Genomic DNA, 24454 nt, shown 5'->3' with positions numbered 1-24454 from the left:
GCGGGCTCCGGCCTGCCCGACACCAGGGAGAGCGTAATGTTGAACGACCTTGCGGCGGGGAGAACGTGATGGCCACGACACTCTCCGGCAGACTTCTTTCGGCGACGGCAGCAGTGGCAATGRGCCTTGCCGCAGCACCTTTCATTTCATCGGCCTATGCCCAGGAAGCGTCCCCAGCCGCCCCGGCCGCGCCAGCCCCTGCACCGACACCCGACAAGCCGAACATTCTCGTCATCTTCGGTGACGATATCGGCCAGACCAATATCAGCGCCTATTCCTTCGGCGTGATGGGCTACAGGACCCCGAATATCGACCGTCTGGCCAAGGAAGGCCTGATGTTCACCGATTATTACGCCGAAAACAGCTGCACGGCCGGGCGCTCCACCTTCATCACCGGCCAGGTCTGCCTACGCACCGGCCTCTGCAAGGTCGGCATTCCCGGCGCCACCGTCGGCCTGCAGCCGCGGGACATCACCATCGCCCAGGCCCTGAAGCCGCTCGGTTATGCGACGGGCCAGTTCGGCAAGAACCATCTCGGCGACCGCGACGAATTCCTCCCGACCAATCACGGCTTCGACGAATTCTACGGCAATCTCTACCACCTGAACGCCGAGGAAGAGCCCGAACGTCCCTATTATCCGAAGGACGACGCGGAATTCGTGCGCACCAATTCGCCACGCGGCGTCCTGAAGGCGTCTGCCGACGGCAAGATCGAGGATACCGGCGCGCTCAACACAAAGCGCATGGAAACGATCGACGACGAGACGACCGCAGCCGCGATCGACTTCATGGACAGACAGGTGAAGGCCGGCAAGCCCTTCTTCACCTGGATGAACACGACCCGCATGCATGTCTTCACCCACGTGCGGGAATCGATGAAGGGGCAAAGCGGCATGCCGGGCAACGACTATGCCGACGGCATGGTCGAGCATGACGGCGATGTCGGCAAGCTGTTGAAAGCGCTCGACGACCTGAATGTCGCGGACAACACGATCGTCGTCTACACAACCGATAACGGCCCCAACCAGTTCTCGTGGCCCGACGCGGCAACGACCGCATTCCGCAGTGAGAAGGATACGAACTGGGAAGGCGCGTTCCGTGTTCCCGCGATCATCCGCTGGCCCGGCAAGATCAAGGCCGGCGAAGTCTCGAACGATATGATGTCCGGGCTCGACTGGTTCCCGACCCTGCTCGCCGCCGCCGGCGACGGCGATATCAAGGATAGGCTTGCGAAAGGCACCTCGATCAGCGGCAATCAGTTCAAGGTTCACCTCGACGGCTACAACCAGCTCCCCTACCTGACGGGACAACAGCCGAAGTCGGCGCGTGACGAGTTCTTCTACTTCAACGACGACGGTGAACTCGTCGYCTATCGCTACGGCAACTGGAAGATCGTCTTCTGCGAACAGCGGCAACCGGGAGGCTTCGTGGTATGGGCGAACCCCTTCACCTGCCTGCGGGTGCCGAAAGTGTTCAACCTGCGGATGGATCCCTACGAGCGCGCGGATGTCGTGTCGGATCAATATTATGACTGGGTGATGAAGAATGCCTATATCGTCCAATATGGCGTCTACAAGGTCGCACCCTTCCTCCAGACCTTCCGCGAATACCCACCGAGCCAACGGCCTGCAAGCTTCAGCGTCGACCAGATGATCGCGGCCCTGATGAGTTCGCTCGACCAGAATCCGGGAGGAAGCCGGTAGCTCTTTCTCCCGACCAAGACCGGCGCGGCGATTTCGCCGCGCCCCAATGCAATTGGCGAGGCTCCCATGACGGCACGTGACGACATCCTCGATCTCGGCAAGCGTATCGGCCAATCGATTATCGGACAGGAGACGATGGTCGAACGGCTGCTGCTCGGGCTGCTCGCCAACGGCCACCTGCTCGTCGAAGGGCTGCCTGGACTAGCGAAGACGAGGGCAATCAAGAGTCTCGCAAAAAACCTCGATTCAGAGCTTTCGCGCGTCCAATTCACCCCGGACCTGCTGCCTGCCGATATCACCGGATCGGAGATCTATTTCTCGGACGGCGGCAAGGGCGAGTTCAAGTTTCAGCAGGGACCGATCTTCGCCAATCTCATTCTTGCCGACGAAATCAACCGTGCCCCCGCCAAGGTACAGTCGGCCCTTCTGGAGGCGATGGAGGAACGGCAGGTCACTGTCGGCGGCAAGAGTTATCCGCTGCCTGATCTTTTCATGGTCATGGCGACGCAAAACCCGATCGAGCAGGAGGGCACCTATCCCCTGCCCGAGGCGCAACTCGACCGCTTCCTCATGCATGTCGAGGTTACCTATCCCGATGAGCAATCGGAAGCCGCGATCATGCGTCTCAACCGAGACGAGGAGAACAGTGCCCACAGCAAAGGCGCCGCTCCGGCCACCGAGCGACTGAACCCACAGGCGGTCTTCGATGCCCGCAAGGAAATCGGCGCGGTGACGGTCTCCGAACCGGTCGAGAAATATATCGTCGCTCTCGTCTTCGCCACGCGTTACCCGGATCGCTACGACAAGGATCTGGCGAGCCTCCTGCAGGTTGGCGTCAGCCCGCGTGGCGCCATCAGTCTCGACAAGGTCTCCCGCGCATATGCCTGGCTGAAGGGTCGCGACTATGTAACCCCCGACGATGTGAAGGCGATCGTCAACGATGTCTTTCGCCATCGCGTCATCCTGTCTTACGAGGCCCATGCCGCCAATACGAGCGCCGATCAGGTCATCGATCGCATCACCGAACTGGTTGCGGTCTCATGAGCACGGGCGCCCTCAGAAGCGACGGCGTCTATGTCACGACGGAACAGCTCGTCGCTCTCGAGGGTCGTGCCCGCAATCTGACTTTCGTCCAGAAAGCAAAAAGCCATCAGCAGCTCGCCGGCCGGATGCAGTCAGCCCTGCGCGGCCGCGGCCTGATCTTCGAGGAATTGCGGGATTATCTGCCGGGCGACGATATCCGCTCCATCGACTGGCGCGTGACGGCGCGCACCGGCACGCCGGTCGTCCGCATCTACGGCGAGGAGAAGGAGCGGCCGGCAATCCTCGTCGTCGACCAGCGGATCAATATGTTTTTCGGCAGCCGCCGCGCCATGAAATCCGTCACTGCCGCCGAAGCGGCCATGCTCTGTGCCTGGCGCATCCTGGGATCAGGCGATCGGGTGGGCGGTTTTATCTTTGGGGATGGCGACATCGAGGAAGTAAAGCCGCATCGTAGCCGCAATGCCGTCATCGCTCTTGCCGACAAGATCGCCACCAGGAATGCGGCGCTGAAAGCCGCCTTTGCCGGCACGCCCTCGCCGGGTTCACTCGATGACGTGCTGCGGCGCGTCACAGGCATCGCCCATCACGATCATCTCGTCGTCATCATCAGCGATTTCAGCGGACACGGCGAAGCGACCCGCGACCTGCTTCTGGCGCTCACCGCCCGCAACGACGTGATCTGTCTTTTGATCTACGACCCATTCCTTCTGGAGCTTCCCAAATCCGCCGATATCGTCATCAGCGGCGGCGGATTGCAGGCGGAACTGTCACTGAGCCAGGCCGGCGTGCGGAAATCCATCGACACTTTCGCTCGCAATCGCGGTCGCGAACTGATGGCCTGGCAGCGTGAACTCGGCCTCCCCATGCTGCCTGTCTCGACGGCGGAGGAGACTGCCCCACAGCTGCGCCGCCTGCTCGAACAATCCGCCTGGCGGCAGCGGAGGCGCTGATGGAGCAGACAATCCAACTCGATCCAATGACCCAGACGGCGCTCCGCTCTTTGCATGACATCGCAATTCCGCCGCCGGTCTCCTGGTTACCCCAAACCTGGGGTTGGGCGGCATTGGGTGCATTGCTCGTCATCGCGCTGCTATCGGCCATCCTTGTCTGGCTCAGGCGATATCGCCGCAATGCCTACCGGCGGGAGGCGCTCCGGATGCTTGCCGCTATCGAAACCGACATCCGCAACCCGGCACGCCGCGACAAGGGCATCCACGAACTCACGGAACTGCTCAAGCGGACAGCGCTCGCGGCATGGCCGAGGAGCGATGTTGCGTCGGTGACCGGTCGGGCATGGATTGAGCGTCTGAACCAGAGCGGAGGGGCCGGCGCACTGGCGCGCCTGCTTGATGATCTCGAATATCACGACAGCGCGGCCATTGCCGCTCTTCCTCCTGATAGCACCGATGAACTCGTCCTCAAGTCAAGGCGATGGATCAGGGGGCACCATGTATCAGCTTGAGTATCCGTGGCTGCTTCTGCTGCTTCCGCTCCCCTTGCTGATCTGGTGGCTGCTGCCGCCTCATCGAGAAACATCGGCATCAATCCGCCTGCCGTTCTTCGATCAGGTCACACGTGCCGCCGGGGTTCAGCCGACAGAAGGTTCGGTCGTGCCGAAACGGACCTGGCTGCAGACGATCGCCGAGGGGCTTGCCTGGTGCCTCGTTGTGCTGGCGCTTGCCCGGCCGCAATTCGTCGAACCACCCCTGGAAAAGACGGAGCCGCAGCGCGATATCCTGCTCGCGCTCGATCTCTCGCAATCGATGGAGACGCGTGATTTTCCGGTGCCTGATGGCAGCCTTGGAGCACGCGTCGATGCGGTGCGGTCCGTGGTCTCCGATTTCGTCACGAAACGGCCTCACGACCGCCTGGGCCTGATCGCCTTCGGCGATGCGCCCTACCCGCTCGCGCCTTTCACCATGGATCATGAACTCGTCCGGCTGATGATCAATGGGTTGCTGCCAGGGATCGCCGGCCCACGCACATCGCTCGGGGATTCGATCGGCCTTGCACTCAGAATGTTCGAAAAAACCACGGCACGCGAAAAAGTCCTGATCCTGCTGACCGATGGCAATGATACGGCAAGCAAGATGCCGCCGCTGAAGGCGGCAGAGATCGCCGGAAGAAATGACATCATCATTCATGCAATCGGCATCGGTGATCCCGCCGCGACAGGCGAGGACAAGCTGGATACGGCCACATTGCAGAAGATCGCCACCGATACCGGCGGACGCTATTTCTTCGGCGGCGACCAGAACCAGCTCGCGGCAATATACGACGTTCTGGATCAGATTACGCCTGACGAACAGAAGGTGGTGTCCTGGCGGCCGCGTATCGAACTTTTCCATTGGCCGTTGGGCGCTGCGATCGCCATTCTCGCTCTCTATCATCTCTTCGCAGGCTCTCGGGGCCTGATCCGCCGGAGGGCAGCGGCGTGATCACCGATCTTCATTTTCTGCGCCCGTGGTGGCTGCTCGTCTTGCTCGTTCCGCCCCTCATCCTCTGGCTTGCAGCCCGGTCGGATGATATTCGCGACCGCTGGAAGGGCATGATCGCGCCGCACCTGCTCGACAAACTGATTGTCGAGGCAAACCGCCATAGCCGCATCAATCCCTCATGGCTTCTGGCCGGCTTGATGGCTTTGGGCACGATCGCCGCGGCAGGTCCGACATGGCGGCGCGAAGCCCCGCCCTTTGTCGAGGATACCGCGCCCCTCGTCATTGCCGTTGATCTTTCCTCGACCATGGATGCGATCGACATCAGCCCCAGCCGCATCGAACGCGCCAAGCTGAAGATCCACGATATTCTCGCTGCGCGGCCAGGAGCAAAGACCGCGATCGTCGCTTATGCCGGCACCGCCCATCTCGTCGTTCCACTGACGGAGGATGCCTCCCTGATCGAGAGCTATTCGGATGCGCTGGCGACACGCATTATGCCCAAGCCCGGCAAGAGCACGCCCGACGCACTTTCGCTGTCGAACAGCCTGTTCAAGTCGGAGAATACGACCGGCACGATCGTCTTCCTGACCGACGGCATCGAACCGGCCGGGGTCGATGCGCTCAAGGCGGCAAATGCCAACGGCATCATCATTCTAGGTATCGGCACCGCCGAGGGCGGACCGGTCAGGACGGCCGACGGAAACTTCCTGACCAACGCCGGTGGCGGGCGCCTGCTACCCAAGCTCGATATGGGGGCCCTGAAACAGCTGCAATCGGCAACGGGGGCTGACGTCGCCACCATCAGTGACGACGATACCGATGTGCGCTGGATCATCCAGCGCGTCAGCAAGAACTTTTCCGATGCGCGGGCGTCCGAGGGCAATCGCTGGCGCGATGCCGGCTGGTGGCTGGTCGCCCCGATTGCCCTGCTGCTTGCTTTTTCCTTCCGGCGTGGTTGGGTGGTCAGGGTCGGCGCCGTGCTTCTCGCTTTCCGGCTGCTGATGCCATCTCCGGCGGAAGCGGCTGGTTTCGTCGATCTATGGCTGACGCCGGACCAGCAGGGCCGACTGGCTTTTGAACAGGGGGATTTTGAGGGGGCAGCCGACCATTTCCGAAACCCGATGTGGAAGGGCGCGGCACTTTACAGGGCTGGCCGCTTTCAGGATGCACTCGATGCCTTTGCCGCCGTCGATACTGCCGAGAGCTGGTACAATCAGGCAAACACGCTTCTGCATCTCGGCAAATTCGAGGAGGCCGTCACGGCCTATCAGAAGGCGATTGAAAAACGGAAGGACTGGCCGGAGGCTCAAGCCGATCTCATTATCGCAGAGCGATTGCTGAAAGAGCAGCAGGACAAGGAGCAGGAACAACAGCAACAGGACCCGAATCTGAAGCCTGACAGCGTTCAGTTCGACGACAAGGGAAAGCAGGGCAAGGAAGGCCAGGTGAGCATCGCCGAACAGACGTCGGAAATGTGGATGAAGAACATCCAGGCGAGCCCGGCGGACCTCATGGCGCGCAAGTTCGCCCTTGAAGCACAGGGACAAAAGCCATGATGCGCTTTATCCTGTCGCTTTGGTTGCTCCTGTCGGGAAATGCGCTCGCCGCCGAACCTTTTGCTCGTGCCGCGATCGAAGGCAGCGGCGAGATCGTGCCGGGACAGCAGGTACGCCTGACGGTGGATGTCTTCGTGCCCAATTTCTTCACTTCACCGCCGCAGTTTCCTCTGTTCGACGTTCCCAATGCCATGGTCACCCTGCCGGAGGAGCGCAGCGTGAACCTGACACAGACCATCGACGGTGTGCAATATTCCGGCATCCGCCGCAGCTATGCGATCGTACCGGAAGCATCCGGCCCCTACAGCCTGCCGGATATTCCGATTGAACTCGGATATGGCGTAGACGGAAAGCCGACGAAGGCGACGGTGACCATGCCCGGCATTTCCTTCACCGTTGGCGGCAACGCCCTGCCAAGCCAGCCGGGTTTTGTCGCACACGGCCTGACGATCGAGCAATCCTTCGATCGCGATCCATCCAAGTTGAAGGCCGGCGATGCGTTTTCGCGCACCATCACCATCACGGCCCTGGACACGCAGGCGATGATGATGCCGCCGGTGGAACTCGGCAGCGCAGCCGGCCTGCAGCAATATGTGAAGCCGCCGAAGATCGAAGACGGCATAGAAATGAACCGGGAAACAGCCAGCCGGCACACCGAAACGATCGTCTACACAGCCCCCGCCGCTGGCACATTCGACATACCAGCGGTTTCCTACCCCTGGTTCGATGTGGACAGCAAAGCCGAGAAAACCGCGACACTTCCCGACATCAAGGTCACGGTCGGCGCCGCAGCGGCCAAAGAGGCGATCGCACCGCAGCTTGAACAGCAAGAAGACCGTCGATCGCAGCAGATCAGCATCTGGCTCATTGCCGCGTTAGCCGTTGTCCTGGCAGCTGTCGCCTTCCTTCTCCGGCAGCTCATTCCCCGCTTCGCAGCATGGCGCACGAAACACCGGGATCTCAGGCAAAATTCCCGCTCATACCGGCTTCACCGGATGAAGCAGACCATCAGGAGCGGCAACGAAACCGCGGTCTATGCGGCCCTGCAGGCCTGGGCCTTCCAATGCGGATACCGGACCATCGCCGACTGGCTCGCAAGGGAAAGTTCCCCCGTCCTCAGGCAGCAGATTGAGCTTTTGGAACGCAAGCTTTTTGGAGCACAGGTCGGACCTGACATCGACAGGGCGGCGATCATCAGGGCCGTCGCCCGGAGAGACGCAACGATCAGAGATAGAAAACCGCCAGCGCTGCCGCCGCTCAATCCGATCGCCATCAACGGAAGAGACCTCGCCAGATAATGCGCCGCGGTCCCTGCTTAAGAATGCAGGAAGGGGCGTAGCCAGCCGGAGCAGGCTGGTGCCGTAAATTTACGCCTGCCGTTACACCATCCGCGGGCGTGTTTACCGTAACGTACTTCCTTCCCTTCTACATACGCGCGAAGCTTCCGGCGCATATTCCGGAGGCGGTGATGGCATTGGCATTCGACGATCAGCAGAGGCCCGGTGCGACGCCCGAAGGCATGGTCTGGATTCCAGGCCGGACCTTCATGATCGGCTCCAATGACCACTATCCCGAAGAGGCTCCCGCCCATCCTGTAAAGGTCGATGGCTTCTGGATCGACGAAATCCCCGTCACGAACCGCAGGTTCACTGAATTCGTCAGGGCGACCGGTTACGTGACGTCAGCCGAGAAGGCACCTGAGGCAAAGGACTATCCCGGCGCCAGGCCAGAGATGCTGCGCGCCGGATCGCTTGTCTTCTTTCAGCCGAAAAAAGTTGAGGGCCCCGATATCACTCAATGGTGGACCTTCAAATTCGGCGCGAACTGGCGCCGGCCGCTCGGCGGCCTGAGCGATCTGCGCGGCAAGCTCGACCATCCTGTCGTGCACATCGCCTGGTGCGACGCAAAGGCCTATGCCGATTGGGCCGGCCTCGACCTGCCGACCGAAGCAGAATGGGAACTCGCAGCCCGCGGCGGTCTCGACGATGTGGAATTTGCGTGGGGCGACGAACTGATGCCCGACGGCATTCCCATGGCCAACACCTGGCAGGGAACCTTCCCCGTGATGTCGGCGAAACCGAAGGGCCATGAACGGACCTCCCCCGTTCGCAGCTTCCCGCCGAATGGTTACGGGCTTTACGACATGATCGGCAATGTCTGGGAATGGACCACGGACTACTGGTCCGACAGCCATCCCGAGCCCGCCGCAAAAGCCTGCTGCATTCCTGCCAATCCGCGCGGCGGCGGCGTGGAAGCCAGTTACGACCCGCGCCAACCGAGCATCCGCATTCCGCGACGGGTCTTGAAGGGCGGCTCGCATCTCTGCGCACCGAACTACTGCCGCCGCTATCGCCCCGCCGCGCGCCATGCCGAGCCGGAGGATACCTCGACCAGCCATCTCGGTTTCCGTTGCATTAAGAGAATTTCAGCTTCACCGGAGGATGTCGATGAGACGATCCGTTCGAGCCTTTGATGCCTGCCTTGCTTGCCTTGCCATCGCAGTCACTCTTCTGATCACGGCCACATGCAGCCCAGTGTCCGCGCAAGACGTATTGCCCTCCTGGAACGACACATCCGCCAAAACACGCATCACGGATTTCGTTAGGGCAACCACGACGGAAGGCGGAGAGGCTTATGTGGCGCCGGAGAACCGCATCGCCGTCTTCGACAATGATGGCACGCTCTGGTCCGAGCAGCCCTATTATATCCAGCTTGGTTTCGTACTCGATCGCGTCAAGGCGCTGGCACCCCAGCATCCGGAATGGAAGACCAAGGAGCCCTTCAAGAGCGTTCTCGATGGCGATCTGAAAGGCATAGCCAAGGCTGGTGAAATGGGCATGGTGGAACTCATGATGGCAACGCATGCCGGCATGACAACAGACGAGTTCACCAAGATCGCCACGGACTGGTTCGCCACGTCAAAACATCCCAAGACAGGCAAGCCTTTTACCGAGATGACCTACCTGCCGATGCGCGAACTGCTGGACTATCTGCGTGCCAACGGCTTTCGCACCTATATCGTCTCCGGCGGCGGCATCGAGTTCATGCGTCCCGTCACGCAACAGCTCTACGGCATCCCGCCCGAGCAGGTCGTCGGCAGCACGATCGCGACCGAATACGAACTCGTCGGCGATGTACCGGTTCTCAAACGCTTGCCGAAGATCGACTTCGTCGACGACGGCCCGGGCAAGCCCGTCGGCATAAACAAGTTCATCGGCCTCAAGCCGATATTCGCGGCCGGCAACTCGGATGGAGATTACGAAATGCTGCGCTGGGCGACGTCAGGTAAAGGCTCGAGCTTTGGCCTGCTGGTCCACCACACCGACGCAGCCCGCGAATATGCCTATGACCGTGAATCAGCCTTTGGAAAACTGGACAAGGCGCTCGACGAGGCGGAGGGCCGCAATTGGCTGGTGGTCGACATGAAGAAAGACTGGAAGAAGATTTTCGCCTTCGAACAGTGAAAAAGCACTCGCGACAGCGCCGCGAGTGCCTTCATCCGATCTCAGAAATGGAAGACGACGCCAAGGATCGGGCCGTGCTCGACGATGTCGCTGGTCAGGGTGTCGTCACTGTAGTTCACGCCAAGAGCGCGATAGCCGGCCATTGCGGAAATGGAGTCATTCCATTTGTAGCCGATACCCGCCATCACATCCCAGTCCAGATCGGCGCCACCGGCACCGATCAAACCCCACCCTGTCAGATAGACTGAAGGCGTAATCGAATAGACGCCGCGCAATCCTGCCATGGCATCGACCCAAGTGGCCTCATCGGTGCCCGACACGCCATCCAGCGGCCCGCCGGAAAAGGAAATTGTCGTTTCAGTGTACCAGATCTTCACGCCGCCGATGACATCGAGGCGACCACGGGGATCGTCAATCACCGCATAGCCTGCACCGATCATCGCCGTGAACGTTTCCTCCTTCAGGTCGACCTCATCGGCCAATATACCGCGCGGTGTGGCGGAATCCGTGGTCACGCGGACATAGGCGATATCGGTAACGACGCTGAAACGATCGTAGCGCGCTTCGCCGGCGGCCATAAAAGCAAAATCGAGATCCGACAGAATGTCGCTGAAACTTTCGTTGGTATGAACTTCCGGAAGGCCGAAGACGGCGGTATCGCCGGTAATGCCGGCTACCCAGAAATAGGGCGATACTGAAAAAGTCCATTTATCCGGCTCGGCAGGCTGCGGCTGGGGTGCCAGAACAGGAGCAATATCCGCAGCCTGCACGACTACGGGTGCAGCCAGAATGGCCGCGGAAAGCAATAGTACGGTGGTTCGCATCCAATATCCCTCTGCTGACCCACGAAATGAACTTTGCCCCTGTGCCGATAGGATACATCTCCAGCTTCCGGCGTAAGTACGTTACGGTAAACCGCACCGTAAACGCCGCCGTAAACAGGCCTATCGTCTTTGGAATCTTGTGTCGCCCTTGTCATGGAAGCCGACAGGAGAGGCGCTTGCAGTTTTCCCATAGCGCCGGCGGACTGGCTTTCAGATGAGCTTTGCAGACAGCGGACGCGAGCATCTGGTCCCATCTATCGGCTCACGGCTCCGGTAACGTCATTGAGCGCAAACACTGCTCCAGCCTTGGCGAGCCCTTCCTCAATCTCGGCCGAAAGCAGCGGCTGGAAGCGTCTCGCCTCCAGCTTCCGCCGCAGGGTTCGTTCGAAATCAGGATCGCTGCCCCTAACATCGGCAAGCCGTTCTTTCGCCTGATCCGAACCGAGCTGGCCGAGTGCTGCGGCGCGCAAAGCGCGCACGACAAAATCAGTGCAGTTCACTTGTTCGGCAAGCAGTGAAGCCTCCGACCAATCCCCTCGGCGATAGGCATCCAACGCAAGAACGAGCATGGCATCGCGCGGCACGATATCGACAGCCCGTGCCGCATCCTGCGCCATGGAGACGCCGGCATCGAAGTAGCCGACCGAAAACAGCACGGAGGCAAACTTCGCCACCGCATCGGGATTGCTCGGATTGAGCGAAATCGCCCGGTTTCCTGCCTGCAATGCGGCATCGATGCGCCCATCGGCGAATTGCGCCATCATCAGCGCCACGTGGGCGCGATCCGACATGGGAGCGATTGAAACCGCACGGTTTGCCAGACCAAGAGCGCGCGCGCGCACCATGGCATCTCCGGCAGCGCCCTCCGGCGCGATGAGAACGCGAGCAAGAAGCGCATTTGCATCGGAATTGCTCGGATCGGCCGCAAGCGTCCGTTCCAGGCAGGAGCGCACCGCCGCCATATCGCTCGAGCTGCCGTCATCGAGTTGGTATTCAGCGCGCAGAACACAAGCGTTTCCGATGGACTCCGCGCTGCTGGCATGCGTTTCGATATTGTTGATCGCCCCCCGTGTCGCTGCAAAGCTGCGAGCAAGAACATCGACAATCTCCTGGCGGGCAGCGGCAGGGCTCTTGCCGTCGATGGCGATCGTTTCGAGCCCCGATTTCAGGAGGTCACCAGAGCGACGGTCAACGATCTGCCACCAGACGCTCCTGATATCGCCGTCGCCATAATATTTCATGTCGATTTCATAGGTCATTCCGACCACTTTTTGGGTACGCACATCCGCATAACCGGACTTCGCAACCGTCAGCGTCTGGAATTGCGTCAGCGCCGTCAACAGCATGTCGCGCGTCTGGCTGGCTTCGCCCTGCAACCTGGTGTCGACGGCATCCATGGAAAGAGTGACCGACGGACGAACCGTGAGAGGCGGCTTCGATGCGTAGACGGCAACGCCTGCGGCAATCGCGGCGCAGAGCAGCAGCGCTACACCCGCATGCATCGCCAATGGTCGCCCTGAGGGTGGAGCGGAAACTATGCTCTCGGCAACTTCGGGAACCGGAACATCATCCGGCATCTCAGGCAAATCGCCTTCCAGCGCCAGCTCATCCTCTTCATGTTCGTAAGACAGGTGTGACCGGGGGAAAAGCGTCACATACGTCCCCTTGGGGATATGGATTGTCACATCCCGCTCGGCACCGAAGGCTTCGTAATAGTTCTCGACCGACGAGCGCAGCCGGCTGACCTCAATGCGCACGATTGGATCGTTCGAAGCATCGAAATTGCTCGCTCGCCCGAGAACATCCAGAGCGATGGAATAGGCCTTCACGCCCTCCTCGCAGCCGGCAAAACGCCTTTCCGCAAGATATCTGAGAATGGCCCGTTGCCGTTCCGTAGCATGGAATCTAGGGTCGGACAGAATTCGTTCGAGTTCCGCCCTGGCCTCTGACAACGATACTTCGGATGCCCTTGCGTAGTGTACTTCAGCACCCATGACCGCCCCGTATGCGCTGATTAGGCTAAAGTAGAACAGAGATGTTTATCGCCGAGACGGTGGCCGGTTGCAACCGAAAATGCTAACAAAACCAGCAGGCGATCGATTTTAACGGGAGTTTACACCTCAATCCGGCACATTTGGGCGGTGTTCCAGCACGTATTGGATGATGTCGGATTCGATTTCGGCACAGATGGTCTCGTACTCGACCACCATCGGACAGTGTTCCTCTCCCTGCTGCCGCATGAGGCGTTCCAACGTGAGGCTCGCTTCCTCATAAGCCTCGAAGAGATCGTTGAGCGAGCGGGATTTCGATGCGAGAAGCTGCAACCGACCCCGCATCGCGGGTAATTTCAGCATAAGCCGCCACAGCCCGCGCTGTGCGGTTTCCGTAGCGTTCCGCTTGATGCCTCCTTCCTTGTCCATTGGAGATCCGTGCCTCCTGCTCACCCAGCCCGACTATGAAGTGACAGGTGCAAGATGGAAGTACGTTACCGTAAATCCGCCGCCATTTACGCCTTTTCCCCGCCTTTACGCCAGAGTTTACAGTAAAGTACTCCCATAAACGCGTCGGCTGTGCGCATTCTTCCAGTATGGAAGGAGCCGTGCATGAACAGATCGGTAACGAGCTTTTCTGCGGCCGTCGGCTCCGCCGGGAGACATGGCAAATGATCAGGCTGGCGGTATTTTTTCTGGCTTTCCTCATCGGGACTTCGGTAGCGGCGCAGACCACGCCACCGCCGCCCCAGCAGAAGATCGACCAGTTGATAGGTTTGCTGCAGGATCCCGAAATCCAGGCCTGGCTGGAAAATCGCAAGAAGGAACAGGACGCGACAGCCGCAGCCGCTCAGCCATCGGGTTTTGCGACTTGGGAGGCACAGGCCCGCGCGCGCATCGACGGCATCCTTGCTGCAGTTCCGCGCATCCCCTCTGAAATGTATCAGGGCGCTGCCCGTGCGCGCCACGACGCCATCTCGCACGGCTATGCACCGATCTTCCTGATCTTTGCCGGTTTGGTCGCCATCGGCGGGGCAGCCGAATGGCTCTACAGGCGCGTCCGGCCTGCATCGATCGGCCCGATCGCCCGGCTTGTCCCGGTGGCGGTTTTCACCGTGGTCGTGGCAATCATATTCTTCGCCGTTGAATGGCCGCCGCTCGCCCGGCTCGTGCTGCTTGCCTACCTGGTTGCCTTCATCGTCTATCGCGTCGGTGCAGTGCTGATCGGTCTCGTGGAAAGCGACCGCCCCGCGCTCGCCATCCGTGCGAAGATTTTTCTCGGCATCGCCTTATTCGCCGCGGCAACTGCAACACTTGGAGGACCGCTTGGTATCGATCCCGCTGTCACCGAGGCGATCGCCTACTGCTTCTCCATCCTTTTGCTGGTACTCGCGATTGAAACTGTCTGGTCGGCATTAAGCCACCCCCTCGTCATAAAGGCCGGCTTGACCGTTTTCCTGGGCCTCCTGTGGGGGCTCTGGTGCCTGGCGCTGCAGGGCCTTTTCTGGATCGGCGTCTACGCCCTTGTTCTGCCGGATCTGTTGCGGGCCACAGGCCGGGCCGCGGCAACGCTGACGACGGCGCCGCCAGAAAGCCCCAGGAGCATATTGCTTGTGCGCGGCAGCCGCGCAATTGTCACCGCGCTCGCCGTGGGCTGGCTGGCGCTCGTCTGGCGCTTCAACCCCAGTTCCATCGCACAGCAGAACCCGACGGTATCAGCCATTCTCTCCGGATTGCTGAAAGGTGTCATCGTGCTCCTGATCGCCGATCTTCTCTGGCAGCTTGCCAAAGGCTGGATTGACCGCACCATCAAGACCTCGGGAGATTCCACCGGTCTCGCGCCTGCCGACGCCGCCAAACGCGCGCGGTTCCGCACGCTGCTGCCGATCTTCCGAAATGCGCTCGCCGTCATGGTCGTCGTCATGGCCGCCCTTATCGTACTCTCCCAGCTCGGCGTGGAGATCGGGCCGCTCATAGCCGGCGCCGGCATTTTCGGCGTTGCCATCGGCTTCGGATCGCAGACCCTCGTCAAGGATATCATCAGCGGCGTCTTCTATATGTTCGATGATGCCTTCCGCGTCGGCGAATATATTCAGGCGAAAAACTACAAGGGAACAGTGGAAGGCTTCAGCCTGCGCTCGGTACGGCTGCGCCATCACCGAGGCCCCGTCTTCACGGTGCCCTTCGGGGAGCTTGGTGCCGTGGAAAACATGAGCCGCGACTGGGTGATCGACAAATTCCGTATCTCAGTCGCCTATAACACCGACATCAACAAGGCCCGGAAAATTACCAAGGCGATCGGCGCCGAGCTGAAAGAAGATGCCGAGGTGGGGCCGCTCTTCATCGAGCCGCTCAAGATGAAGGGCGTCGAGGAATTCGGCGATTATGGCATCGTCCTCAGCTTCGCGATGACGACGGTGCCTGGCATGCAGACTTATATCCGGCGCAAGGCCTATGCGATGATCCGTGAGGCCTTCCAGAACAACGGCATCGAATTCGCCCAGCCGATGGTGCAGGTTGGCGGCGAGGACAAGAATGGCGCTGCCGCCGCCGCAACGACCTTACGGACTGCCCAGCAGCAGGCGAAAGCCGCGGGCGCGGAGGGCTGAGGCTTCGTGGCAGAATACTCGTCCGATGGACGGCTGCTGTTCCCGTCGCCGGCCCGACCTAGTCGGCTTCCATCAGATACCGCGTCAGCTTGGCGCTCGACATTTCGCGTGCAAGGCTTGCGGCCTGACCAGCCCACATATTGCTGAAATCCGACCTACCTTCCATCTCGGTCACTGCCCTCAGCGGCGCAAGCGCACCGCCAGGGGTCGGAAATGCTGGCGCAGTCTCGGACAGCGGTCCGATCTCTCGCATGATGCGATTGACGATGCCGCGTGCGGGACGACCGGTAAAGATATTGGTCAAGGCAGTATTGTCATCTCGCGCCGATTTCAGCGCATCGCGGTGAAAGGCCGTGACCTTTGCTTCCGGCGTCAAGAGATAGGCAGTCCCCACCTGAATGGCAGATGCACCAAGTGCAAAAGCGGCACGAACACCCCGGCGGTCGCTGATGCCACCCGCTGCGATGACAGGCACGGAAACAGCATCGACGATCTGCGGCACGAGCGCCATCGTGCCCACTTGGCTTATCATGTCGTCGTCAAGAAAATTGCCACGGTGCCCGCCGGCTTCCAATCCCATGGCGATGACCGCATCGACACCTCGCTCCACCAGCCAGCGCGCCTCCGCGACTGTCGTCGCTGAAGCGATGATCTTCGCACCCGTGCGCCGCACACGTTCGAGCAGGTCCGCCCCCGGCAGGCCGAAATGGAAGCTGACGACCTCGGGCCGATAGCTTTCGACAAGCGCGCAATAGTCGTTGTCGAACGGCGCCCGCCCTGCTGCCGGAACCGGCGCAGCAGGATCGAGCCCCAGCTCGACATAATAGGGAGCAAGCACACTGCGCCATTTCATCTGGGCAACGGGATCTGTTGCCGGATTGGCATGTGCGAAGAAATTCACGTTGATCGGCTTTGATGTCGCCGAGCGTATCTGGTCGAGCGCCGCTTTCGTCTGTTCGATCGTCAGTAGCGCAGCAGGGAGGGATCCGAGACCGCCGGCCTCACTGGCCGCAATCACCATTTCGGGTGTGGTGGCCCCTGCCATCGGCGCCTGAATAATGGGAAGCTCGATCCCGAAGAGGTCGATGATACGATTGTCCTGCCAGTTGCCCATGACACGATGCTCCATGCATTGCACTTGATAATAAAGCGAGCGGCGGCCTTGCGGGCCGCCACGACACTATTTCTGCTTTGCTGCTTTTTCCGCAAGCTGCTTGCGATATTCAGGTACGGGCAGCCCACCCACACCCCAGCTTTCCATCTCCACTTCATCGATGACGACGAAGGTGCTGTCATGCGGCTTGCCCATGATATCGAAGAGCAGATCGCTGACACCCTTGATCAAGGCAGCCTTCTGCTCCGGCGTCGTGCTGTTTGCACCCGGAGCCGTGCCTTCACGCGTCACTTTGATATTCACATAGGGCATTGTCGTTCTCCTTGAAGGACGGGGCGATGAGCGCCCCGTCCGTTGGCTACTCTCTCGGTTTACCAGCGACCAGCGTGCTGGCCGCCATCGACATTCAGCGTTTCGCCGGTGACGAAGCCGGCACGCTCCAGATAGAGCACGGCATCGACGACTTCGCTCACCTCACCCAGGCGGCCCACAGGATGCAGGGCGCTGAGGAAAGCATGCGTTTCCGGCGCATGCATCGGCGTCCTGATGATGCCGGGCGCCACTGCATTCACGCGAATGCCGTTCTTGGCATATTCGATGGCAAGCCCGCGCGTGACAGCGTCAAGCCCCCCCTTGGTCAGCGTCGCAAGGCCCGTCGGAACATCGGCAATCGGCTGATCCACAAGGGCTGTCGTGATCTGAACGATGTGACCATGGCCTCGCTTCAGCATCTCGGCAATGGCAAATTGCGTGACATGGAAGAAGCCGGCAACGTTGACGTTGATGACATTGTTGAAATCTTCGACGGTATAATCGGTAAACGGCTTACCGATGAAGATGCCGGCATTGTTGATCAGCGTATCGACGCGACCAAAACGCTCGACGGCCGTCTTCACGACCTGTTCGGCGACACCACGCTCGCCGATGCTGCCGGGTACTGCGATGACGCCTGCATCCGACGACGGCTGGATATTGCGGGAGTTGGCAACGACGACATAGCCTTCCTGGCGATAGGCTTCGACGATGCCTGCGCCGATACCCTGCGAGGCACCGGTGACGATTGCGACTTTCTGTTCATTGCTCATGGTATGTCTCCTTGGAAGATGACGCTTTGCGCCATGTTTGAGAGGTGATCAGGCCGTCAGGTCGACGGCCAGCGGCTTGCCTTTTTCGAAGAGCTGCAGGCGATCTTTGAGTTTGAAGACCGAGAAAGTGTGCGCGAGCTGGTCCTGAGTTTCGCGAAAGTGCACCCAGCCTTCGTTATGCGCGGATAAGAGGAGAGCGTTCGGGAAGGCGTGCGCTGCCTCCAGAGCATCCTCGCTGCCCATCGTCACGTGGAAGCGGCCGCGTGGCTCGGCAGCCCCCGTAAACAGCAGCACGACTTTGGGAGAAAAGAGCCGCGCGACCTCGGCGGTGCCCTCATACCAGACCGTATCACCGGTCACGTAGAGGAGGTCGCCCGGCTTTTCGCGGCCGAGTGCGAAGCCCACGACATCGCCGGAAATTGGCTCGATACCGACGGGGCCGTGTCGAGCGGGCGTTGCCGTAACCAGCAGCTTCTCACCACCGGCGCCTTCCAGCGTGACGGTTTCGAAGGGATCGAGCCCGAGCGCATTGCCACCGAGCCGCTCTGCTCCAGCCTTCGTCGTGAAGCTGGTGCCAACGCCAGGAAGCATTGCCCGGCCGGCATCGTCGAGATTGTCGAAATGCTGATCGTGGCTCAAAAGAACAGCGTCGAGCCTGCCGATCTCTTCGATTGACAAGGCCGGGCCAGACGTCTTTTCGAAGCGGACAGGCGCTTCCTTGTAGAGGCCCGGCGGGTCGAAGGTTGGATCGGTGAGAAGCCGAAGGTTACCGTATTCTACTAGGACGGTCGGCCCGCCGATCAGCGTAAGTGTGAGACTGGAGGAGGTCATGTCGGCAACCTTTCTGTTTCGAGGTCGCCTCTATTTAGTCCCATTCCCTTCTGCGAATAATTCGCTATTCTTTGCCAATGGCTGATAAAAAACGCACAGAGCCAGACTGGCAGGACATCCGGGTTTTTCTGGCGCTGGGGCGGCACGGCAGCCTGTCAGCCGCCGCCCGCACCTTGCGCGTCAACCACGCAACGATTGCCCGACGGCTGCATTCTCTGGAGGAAACGCTCGGCGAAAAACTGGTCGAACGGCGCCCGGACGGCTATGTGCTCACACCCGCAGGAACCCGCGCACTGACAGCAGCAAGCGATATGGAAGCCTCTGTCCAGACGCTTGGACGGGGCTGGAAGGATGACACGCCGAAAGGCCTGGTGCGCATCAACGCTTCGCCCGCATTGTCACAGGGCTTCCTGATTCCCCGTCTGGCGGAAATCACCAAACAATATCCAGGCCTCGACATCGACCTTGCGACTGATCTGCGCACCATAAGCCTTGAACGCCACGAGGCCGACATCGCCATACGCCTGACAAAACCGCAGGACGGCGATCTCATTGCCAAGCAGCTCGCGACGATCGGATACGGATTTTACGGAACGCAGGAAGTTTGCCGGCAGGTCGAAAACGGCGCGGAACCTGTCTTCGTCGGATTTGACGAGGTGAACGGCTATGTGCCCGAGGCGATCTGGCTGGCCCGCCAGTTCCCACATGCGCGCGTGTCTTTCCGCGCCAACAATCAGGTTTCCCAGGCGATGGCTGCCAGGTCAGGCGCAGGTCTGGCACTCCTGCCGCATTACATCGGTCGCAGCGAAAAAAGCCTCTATGTCTGCTCGCTTGAGCTCGTCCCGCCGCCGCGGGAGGCCTGGTTACTCACCCGACGCCAGCAGCGCAAGGACCTGCCGATCCGGACCGTTGCCGAATTCATCACCAAGATATTCGCGACGGAACGGGTTTTATTCGAGGAATGAGGCCTCGAGTCCACCTCCCCAAGCCGCCTTCCTCAGAAGGACAGGTCGAGCACGCGTCCTTCAAACAGACGGTCGCGTGAACCCTCTAGGTGAGCGCGCATCAGGTCACGGGCATTCTCTGCCCTGCCCTCGGCGATCGCTTTGTAGATTTCGTTGTGCTCCTGATACACCTGCTCAAGGCCCGGCCGCGGGCCGAGCAACGAAAGTCCGTGCAGATGCATCCCAACGGCGATATGCGCTTTCAGCGCATCCATGGAGGCAGTGTAATAGTGATTGTTAGCTGCCTCGGTGACAGCGCGGTGAAAGACGAAATCCGCATCCACCCGGTGCAACTGATGGCTCGTCGCTTCACGCAGATCGGCAAGGGCTGCGGCGATCTTCTGGATCGCGGCATCGTCGCGGCGCTTGGCGGCAAAATAGGCGGCAGCCGGTTCGATCGTCAGGCGGAATTCATAGCAGCGCTGGATATCGGCAATCGTCTTGACCGGTGAATAGGCAAGCTGCGCGGTTGGCGAACCATGTGCACTGACGAAAGTGCCGGCCCCCTGCCGTGCATAGACGATCCCTTGCTCCCGCAGACGCGCCAGTGCATCGCGCACGATAGGGCGTGAGACGCCAAGCAGCGAGGCCAGCTCATGTTCGCCCGGAAGGCGTGAATCCGGCGGATAGTTGCCGGCGCGGATCCGCTCCATCAGCTGATCGAAGACACGGTCGACCAGCTTCACGGCCCTGCCCGGCCGGGCTGCAGGCGCCGCTTCCGGATTCACCGATCCGCCATTCGCTTCATCCACTCTCATTCTCCCTACTGGCATTCGCTCAAGCCGCCTGATTCCGAACGATCAGTCTTAGCAAACTATCGGAATTGCCGAAGCCCCCCGACTTGACCGCGCAACGAAATTGCCGCCCGTCGGCGCCGGCCACATCGAACCACGGAATGCCGGCCTCGATCTCACCCTTCGGCAACAGAACCGAAACGCCCAGTTCGCGGAAAACGGCAAGCGCGGTATCGCCGCCGCCCACCATAATCATGTTCGGATTTGTATCATCTATGACCGATTTCACGCCCTGCGCAAAGCGAGCGGCAACGAGCGCGGTCTCGCTCTTCATTTCGCCCGTGCAGCGCATCAGCGCCGGCAGCGCCAGACCCTCGCCGCTTTCGACCACGCCCATCGGCGCATCGACGACGACGCGCAGTGCGCCAGACGCTTCGAGACGATCCATCTGCGCAGCTGTGATCGGATCGCGGGACCCGAAGGCGAAGAGCGTCTTTCGCGCCGCGAGAAATTCCGGCGTCAGCCGTGCAGGTCCGCCGAGCCGGCGCGCGAGCGCCGAACCCAGACCACGGGCCCCGACGGCAAGGGTGGAACGCCAGTCATTCTCTGCGACTACAATGTCGAGATCCGCATCGTCTTCGGCATCGGCAACCATGACGTCACGGCCAGATCCGGCAAAGAGCGCGGCTATCGGCAATGGATGGTCCACACCGCGCCCGACTACGCAGCCACGGTAGGTGATCCGCTCCTGATCGGGAATGGCGGGCGCCATGAGGATTGTCTCGAGACCAAGCACATCGGCGAGCGCGATGCTTTCGACCGCTACATTGCCCTTCAGCCGCGAATCGATCTTCTTCATGAAGACGGCCGATCCGGCAGCGCGCAGGGTCTCGGCAACGGCTCGTACGCGCGCGGCCGCTTCAGTTTCCGGCAATCCGCGCGAAGCGGTATTGACGACAACGACTTCGGCGCCGGTTTCAAGTGCCTTGCCGACAGCTTCGACATCGATGGCCACGGCAACCGACAGCCCAGCCTCCACGAAGGGCGTCCCGGTATCGAGCGAGCCGGTCAGGTCGTCGGCAATGATGGCGACTTTCAACGTCATGAAGTCTGCCCCGGATTGACGGCATGGCAGGCGACGAGATGGCCAGGCTTTGCTTCCTTCCATTCCGGAATGACCTTGCTGCAAACCTCCATCGCGATCGGGCAGCGCGTGTGGAAACGGCAGCCGGTCGGCGGGTTCAGCGGGCTCGGCACATCGCCCTGCAGGATCTGGCGCTTGCGACTGCGCTCCAGCTCAGGATCGGTTTCCGGCACGGCCGAAAGCAGCGCCTTCGTATAGGGATGCAGCGGATTGTCGAAGAGTTCTTCGCGCGTTGCGAGCTCGGCCAGCCGACCGAGATACATGACGCCGACGCGCGTGCTGATGTGGCGCACGACGGCCAGGTCATGGGCAATGAAGAGATAGGTCAGGCCATACTTTTCCTGCAGATCAAGCAGCAGGTTGATGATCTGCGCCTGGATCGACACGTCGAGCGCCGAGATCGCCTCGTCGCAGACGATGAATTTCGGCTGGCAGGCAAGCGCACGCGCAATGACGACACGCTGGCGCTGGCCGCCCGAGAGCTCGTGCGGGTAACGCTGGGCAAAACGCGTCGGCAGGCCGACATCGGTCAGAAGGGCTGCGACCTTGTCCTTCAGCTCCGCCTTGGTGGCAAGCTTGTGAAACAGGATCGGCTCGCCGATCGCCTCGCCGACCGTCATGCGCGGATTGAGCGTCGAATAGGGATCCTGGAAGACGATCTGCAGGTCCCGGCGGAAGGGCCGCATCTGCTTTTCATCGAGCGTGGCGATATCCTGGCCCTTGTAGACCACCTTGCCGCTCGTCGCCTTGTAGAGATTGAGGATGGTGAAGCCGGTCGTCGATTTGCCGCAGCCGGATTCGCCGACGAGGCTCAGCGTCTCGCCTTCCATGATCTCGAGATTGACATTGTCGAGCGCATAGACGGTCGCCGAGCGTTCTCCGAAAGCACCGAGCTTGACGTGGAAATGCTTGACGAGGTTTTCGACCTTCAAGAGCGGTTGGGCACCCATCACGCAGCCTCCTGCATTCTCTGGACGACGAAACAGGCGGCGCGATGCGCTTTATTGCCGGCAATCGGCTCAAGACGCGGCACGCGTTCATGACAGACGGCTTCGGCCAGCGGGCAGCGCGGCGCAAAGGGGCAACCCTTCGGACGACGGCCAGGCTCCGGCGGCGTGCCGCCGATCGACGACAGGCGGCTTGCCGGCGCATCCGAAAGCTTCGGGATCGAGGACAGGAGGCCACGCGTATAAGGGTGGCTCGGACGAGCATAGAGCTCGTCCACCGGCGCATCTTCCACGACCGTGCCGGCATAGAGCACGGCGACGCGATCGACGAGGCCCGCGATCAGCGCGAGGTCATGGGTGATCCAGACGACGGACATGCCGAGCTTGGCGCGCAGATCCTTCACCAGATCGACGATCTGGGCCTGGATCGTCACGTCGAGCGCGGTGGTCGGCTCGTCGGCGATCAGAAGCTTCGGATTGCAGGCAAGACCGATCGCGATCATCACGCGCTGACGCATGCCGCCCGAAAGCTCGTGCGGATAGGCCATCAGTCGTTCTTCCGGGCCGGGAATGCCGACGAGGCGCAGAAGCTCGACGGCGCGAGCCTGCGCCTCTTTCTTCGACATCTTGCGATGATAGATCAGCGGCTCGCAGATCTGGTCGCCGATGCGCATGACGGGATTGAGCGAAGTCATCGGATCCTGGAAGACGAAGCCGACATCGCCGCCGCGCACCTTGCGCAACTCGCTGTTCGACATCTTCTGCAGGTCGCGCCCGTCGAACGTCGCCGTTCCCTTCGTCACTTTGATCTTGTTGGGCAGGAGCCGCATCAGGCTCAGCATCGTCAGGCTCTTGCCGCAGCCGGATTCACCGACGACGCCGAGCGTTTCGCCCTTGTTGACGTAGAGGTCGATGCCGTCAACCACGACGGCCGGGCCACGGCGCGTATCGATCTCGATGGTGAGATCCTTCACGTCCAGCAGGCGTTCGTTGCTTGTTGCATTCATCATTTACTGCCCCGCGGATTGAGTGCATCGTTGAGGCCGTCGCCGAGGAAGCTGAAGGCCACCGAGGCAAGACCGAGCACGGCCGCCGGAGCGGCGAGGAGATGCGGATAATGCTGCCAGACGCGCAGGCCGTCCGAAATCATGTTGCCCCAGCTGGGGGTCGGCGGATTGACGCCAACACCGAGGAAGCTGAAGGCGCTTTCCAGCACCATGGCTGTGCCGAGGCCCGCGCTAACGGAAACGATGAGCGGACCGAGCGCATTCGGCACGATATAACGCAGGATGACGATCCAGTTGGAAAGGCCAAGCGCCTGTGCCGCCATGACGTAGGGACGATTGCGGATCGACAGAACCTGGGCGCGCACGAGGCGCGCATAAGGCGGCCAGGAAATGAGTGCCATCGAGCCGAAGACCAGGATGAAATCCACCCAGACCGTCTGGCGATAGAAAGGATTGAGGGTCGCAAGATACTGCGTCTCCATCCACCGGGTGATCGGCGTCTTCAGCGATGCATTGATGACGACGACGAGAAGCAGGTTCGGCACCGACATCGTCACATCTGTCAGCCACATGATGACCCGGTCGAAGGGATTGCCGAAGAAGCCAGCGATGGCGCCAAGCAGAAGCCCGATCACGACAGCGATAAAGGTGACGATGACGGCAACGAGGAAGGCCGTGCGCGTGCCGAAGACGATACGGCTGAAGACGTCGCGGCCGAGATCGTCGGTGCCGAAGAAATGCGCCAGTGACGGCGGCGCGTTGCGCGAAGCGAGATCCTGGCTGAGATAGTCATAGGGCGTCAGAGACGGACCGAAGATCGCCGCGAAGGCAAGGATTACGATCACGATCAGGCCGAAGATCGCAAGCTTGTTGCGCTTCAGGCGATGCCAGGCATCACGCCACAGATTGACGGGCGGTTCCTCGGCCGTGTCGATCGTTGAAAGAGGAATGGCGGACAT

The 24454-nt window shown here is 60.9% G+C and carries 23 protein-coding genes; 11 read left to right on the top strand and 12 right to left on the bottom strand.

Features of this window, described 5'->3' with window-relative positions; genetic code table 11:
* Positions 1-68 precede the first annotated feature (68 nt).
* From AC1DF8_RS20455 to AC1DF8_RS20415, 9 genes are all read left to right on the top strand, one after another.
* Positions 69-1703, top strand: coding sequence for an arylsulfatase (locus AC1DF8_RS20455; RefSeq protein WP_478154669.1), 1635 nt, complete (start codon positions 69-71; stop codon positions 1701-1703).
* A gap of 66 nt (positions 1704-1769) precedes the next feature.
* Positions 1770-2747 (top strand): AAA family ATPase, encoded by a 978-nt coding sequence (locus AC1DF8_RS20450; RefSeq protein WP_478154667.1) that lies wholly within the window; start codon positions 1770-1772, stop codon positions 2745-2747.
* Positions 2744-3697, top strand: coding sequence for a DUF58 domain-containing protein (locus tag AC1DF8_RS20445; protein WP_478154665.1), 954 nt, complete (start codon positions 2744-2746; stop codon positions 3695-3697). Before AC1DF8_RS20450 ends, AC1DF8_RS20445 begins: the two co-directional genes overlap by 4 nt.
* On the top strand, positions 3697-4209 hold the full coding sequence (locus AC1DF8_RS20440; protein WP_478154663.1) for a DUF4381 domain-containing protein: 513 nt from the start codon (positions 3697-3699) through the stop codon (positions 4207-4209). Before AC1DF8_RS20445 ends, AC1DF8_RS20440 begins: the two co-directional genes overlap by 1 nt.
* A complete protein-coding gene (locus AC1DF8_RS20435; protein WP_478154661.1) occupies positions 4196-5185 on the top strand; it encodes a vWA domain-containing protein in 990 nt (329 codons plus the stop codon). The genes AC1DF8_RS20440 and AC1DF8_RS20435 overlap by 14 nt, the downstream gene beginning before the upstream one ends.
* A complete protein-coding gene (locus AC1DF8_RS20430; protein WP_478154659.1) occupies positions 5182-6741 on the top strand; it encodes a VWA domain-containing protein in 1560 nt (519 codons plus the stop codon). The genes AC1DF8_RS20435 and AC1DF8_RS20430 overlap by 4 nt, the downstream gene beginning before the upstream one ends.
* Positions 6738-8039, top strand: coding sequence for a hypothetical protein (locus AC1DF8_RS20425; RefSeq protein ID WP_478154657.1), 1302 nt, complete (start codon positions 6738-6740; stop codon positions 8037-8039). Before AC1DF8_RS20430 ends, AC1DF8_RS20425 begins: the two co-directional genes overlap by 4 nt.
* 170 nt (positions 8040-8209) lie before the next feature.
* Complete coding sequence (locus AC1DF8_RS20420; protein WP_478154655.1) at positions 8210-9214, top strand: formylglycine-generating enzyme family protein; 1005 nt, start codon at positions 8210-8212, stop codon at positions 9212-9214.
* Positions 9189-10205 (top strand): HAD family hydrolase, encoded by a 1017-nt coding sequence (locus tag AC1DF8_RS20415; protein WP_478154653.1) that lies wholly within the window; start codon positions 9189-9191, stop codon positions 10203-10205. The genes AC1DF8_RS20420 and AC1DF8_RS20415 overlap by 26 nt, the downstream gene beginning before the upstream one ends.
* Before the next feature lie 41 nt (positions 10206-10246).
* Here AC1DF8_RS20415 and AC1DF8_RS20410 read toward each other — a convergent pair whose 3' ends face one another.
* The 3 genes from AC1DF8_RS20410 to AC1DF8_RS20400 all read right to left on the bottom strand — a co-directional run bounded on the left by AC1DF8_RS20410 (position 10247) and on the right by AC1DF8_RS20400 (position 13449).
* Positions 10247-11029: an outer membrane protein gene (locus AC1DF8_RS20410; RefSeq protein ID WP_018115131.1), complete on the bottom strand. Its 783-nt coding sequence runs from the start codon at positions 11027-11029 to the stop codon at positions 10247-10249.
* 254 nt (positions 11030-11283) lie between these two features.
* The gene (locus tag AC1DF8_RS20405) at positions 11284-12858 is read right to left on the bottom strand and encodes a hypothetical protein (protein WP_478154651.1); all 1575 of its coding nucleotides are present in this window, start codon (positions 12856-12858) and stop codon (positions 11284-11286) included.
* A gap of 291 nt (positions 12859-13149) precedes the next feature.
* Positions 13150-13449, bottom strand: coding sequence for a hypothetical protein (locus AC1DF8_RS20400; protein WP_018115133.1), 300 nt, complete (start codon positions 13447-13449; stop codon positions 13150-13152).
* Between the two features lie 242 nt (positions 13450-13691).
* Here AC1DF8_RS20400 and AC1DF8_RS20395 point away from each other — a divergent pair, with 242 nt between their 5' ends.
* Complete coding sequence (locus AC1DF8_RS20395; protein ID WP_478154649.1) at positions 13692-15629, top strand: mechanosensitive ion channel family protein; 1938 nt, start codon at positions 13692-13694, stop codon at positions 15627-15629.
* 58 nt (positions 15630-15687) lie between these two features.
* On the opposite strand, the gene AC1DF8_RS20390 is transcribed toward AC1DF8_RS20395, so the two are convergent.
* From AC1DF8_RS20390 to AC1DF8_RS20375, 4 genes are all read right to left on the bottom strand, one after another.
* A complete protein-coding gene (locus tag AC1DF8_RS20390; protein WP_478154879.1) occupies positions 15688-16743 on the bottom strand; it encodes an NAD(P)H-dependent flavin oxidoreductase in 1056 nt (351 codons plus the stop codon).
* 66 nt (positions 16744-16809) lie between these two features.
* On the bottom strand, positions 16810-17055 hold the full coding sequence (locus tag AC1DF8_RS20385; protein ID WP_112543869.1) for a tautomerase family protein: 246 nt from the start codon (positions 17053-17055) through the stop codon (positions 16810-16812).
* A 59-nt stretch (positions 17056-17114) separates the two neighbouring features.
* Positions 17115-17828, bottom strand: a complete 714-nt coding sequence (locus tag AC1DF8_RS20380; RefSeq protein WP_478154647.1) for an SDR family NAD(P)-dependent oxidoreductase — start codon at positions 17826-17828, stop codon at positions 17115-17117.
* 48 nt (positions 17829-17876) lie between these two features.
* Positions 17877-18659, bottom strand: a complete 783-nt coding sequence (locus AC1DF8_RS20375) for an MBL fold metallo-hydrolase (RefSeq protein ID WP_478154645.1) — start codon at positions 18657-18659, stop codon at positions 17877-17879.
* Positions 18660-18736: 77 nt separating this feature from the next.
* Between AC1DF8_RS20375 and AC1DF8_RS20370 the strand changes: the two genes are divergently transcribed.
* Complete coding sequence (locus AC1DF8_RS20370; RefSeq protein ID WP_478154643.1) at positions 18737-19624, top strand: LysR family transcriptional regulator; 888 nt, start codon at positions 18737-18739, stop codon at positions 19622-19624.
* Between the two features lie 32 nt (positions 19625-19656).
* Here AC1DF8_RS20370 and AC1DF8_RS20365 read toward each other — a convergent pair whose 3' ends face one another.
* The 5 genes from AC1DF8_RS20365 to AC1DF8_RS20345 are packed head-to-tail and all read right to left on the bottom strand — an operon-like array spanning position 19657 to position 24454.
* Positions 19657-20415: a FadR/GntR family transcriptional regulator gene (locus AC1DF8_RS20365; protein ID WP_018115140.1), complete on the bottom strand. Its 759-nt coding sequence runs from the start codon at positions 20413-20415 to the stop codon at positions 19657-19659.
* A 25-nt stretch (positions 20416-20440) separates the two neighbouring features.
* Positions 20441-21502: a four-carbon acid sugar kinase family protein gene (locus AC1DF8_RS20360; RefSeq protein ID WP_478154640.1), complete on the bottom strand. Its 1062-nt coding sequence runs from the start codon at positions 21500-21502 to the stop codon at positions 20441-20443.
* The gene (locus tag AC1DF8_RS20355) at positions 21499-22491 is read right to left on the bottom strand and encodes an ABC transporter ATP-binding protein (RefSeq protein WP_018115142.1); all 993 of its coding nucleotides are present in this window, start codon (positions 22489-22491) and stop codon (positions 21499-21501) included. The genes AC1DF8_RS20360 and AC1DF8_RS20355 overlap by 4 nt, the downstream gene beginning before the upstream one ends.
* Complete coding sequence (locus AC1DF8_RS20350; RefSeq protein WP_113116803.1) at positions 22491-23495, bottom strand: ABC transporter ATP-binding protein; 1005 nt, start codon at positions 23493-23495, stop codon at positions 22491-22493. The genes AC1DF8_RS20355 and AC1DF8_RS20350 overlap by 1 nt, the downstream gene beginning before the upstream one ends.
* A complete protein-coding gene (locus AC1DF8_RS20345; protein WP_113116804.1) occupies positions 23495-24454 on the bottom strand; it encodes an ABC transporter permease in 960 nt (319 codons plus the stop codon). The genes AC1DF8_RS20350 and AC1DF8_RS20345 overlap by 1 nt, the downstream gene beginning before the upstream one ends.

It is taken from the genome of Rhizobium sp. 05N49, assembly GCF_056396805.1.
Note: the sequence above shows the minus strand (reverse complement) of the source record. Positions and strands in the feature narration are given on the sequence as shown.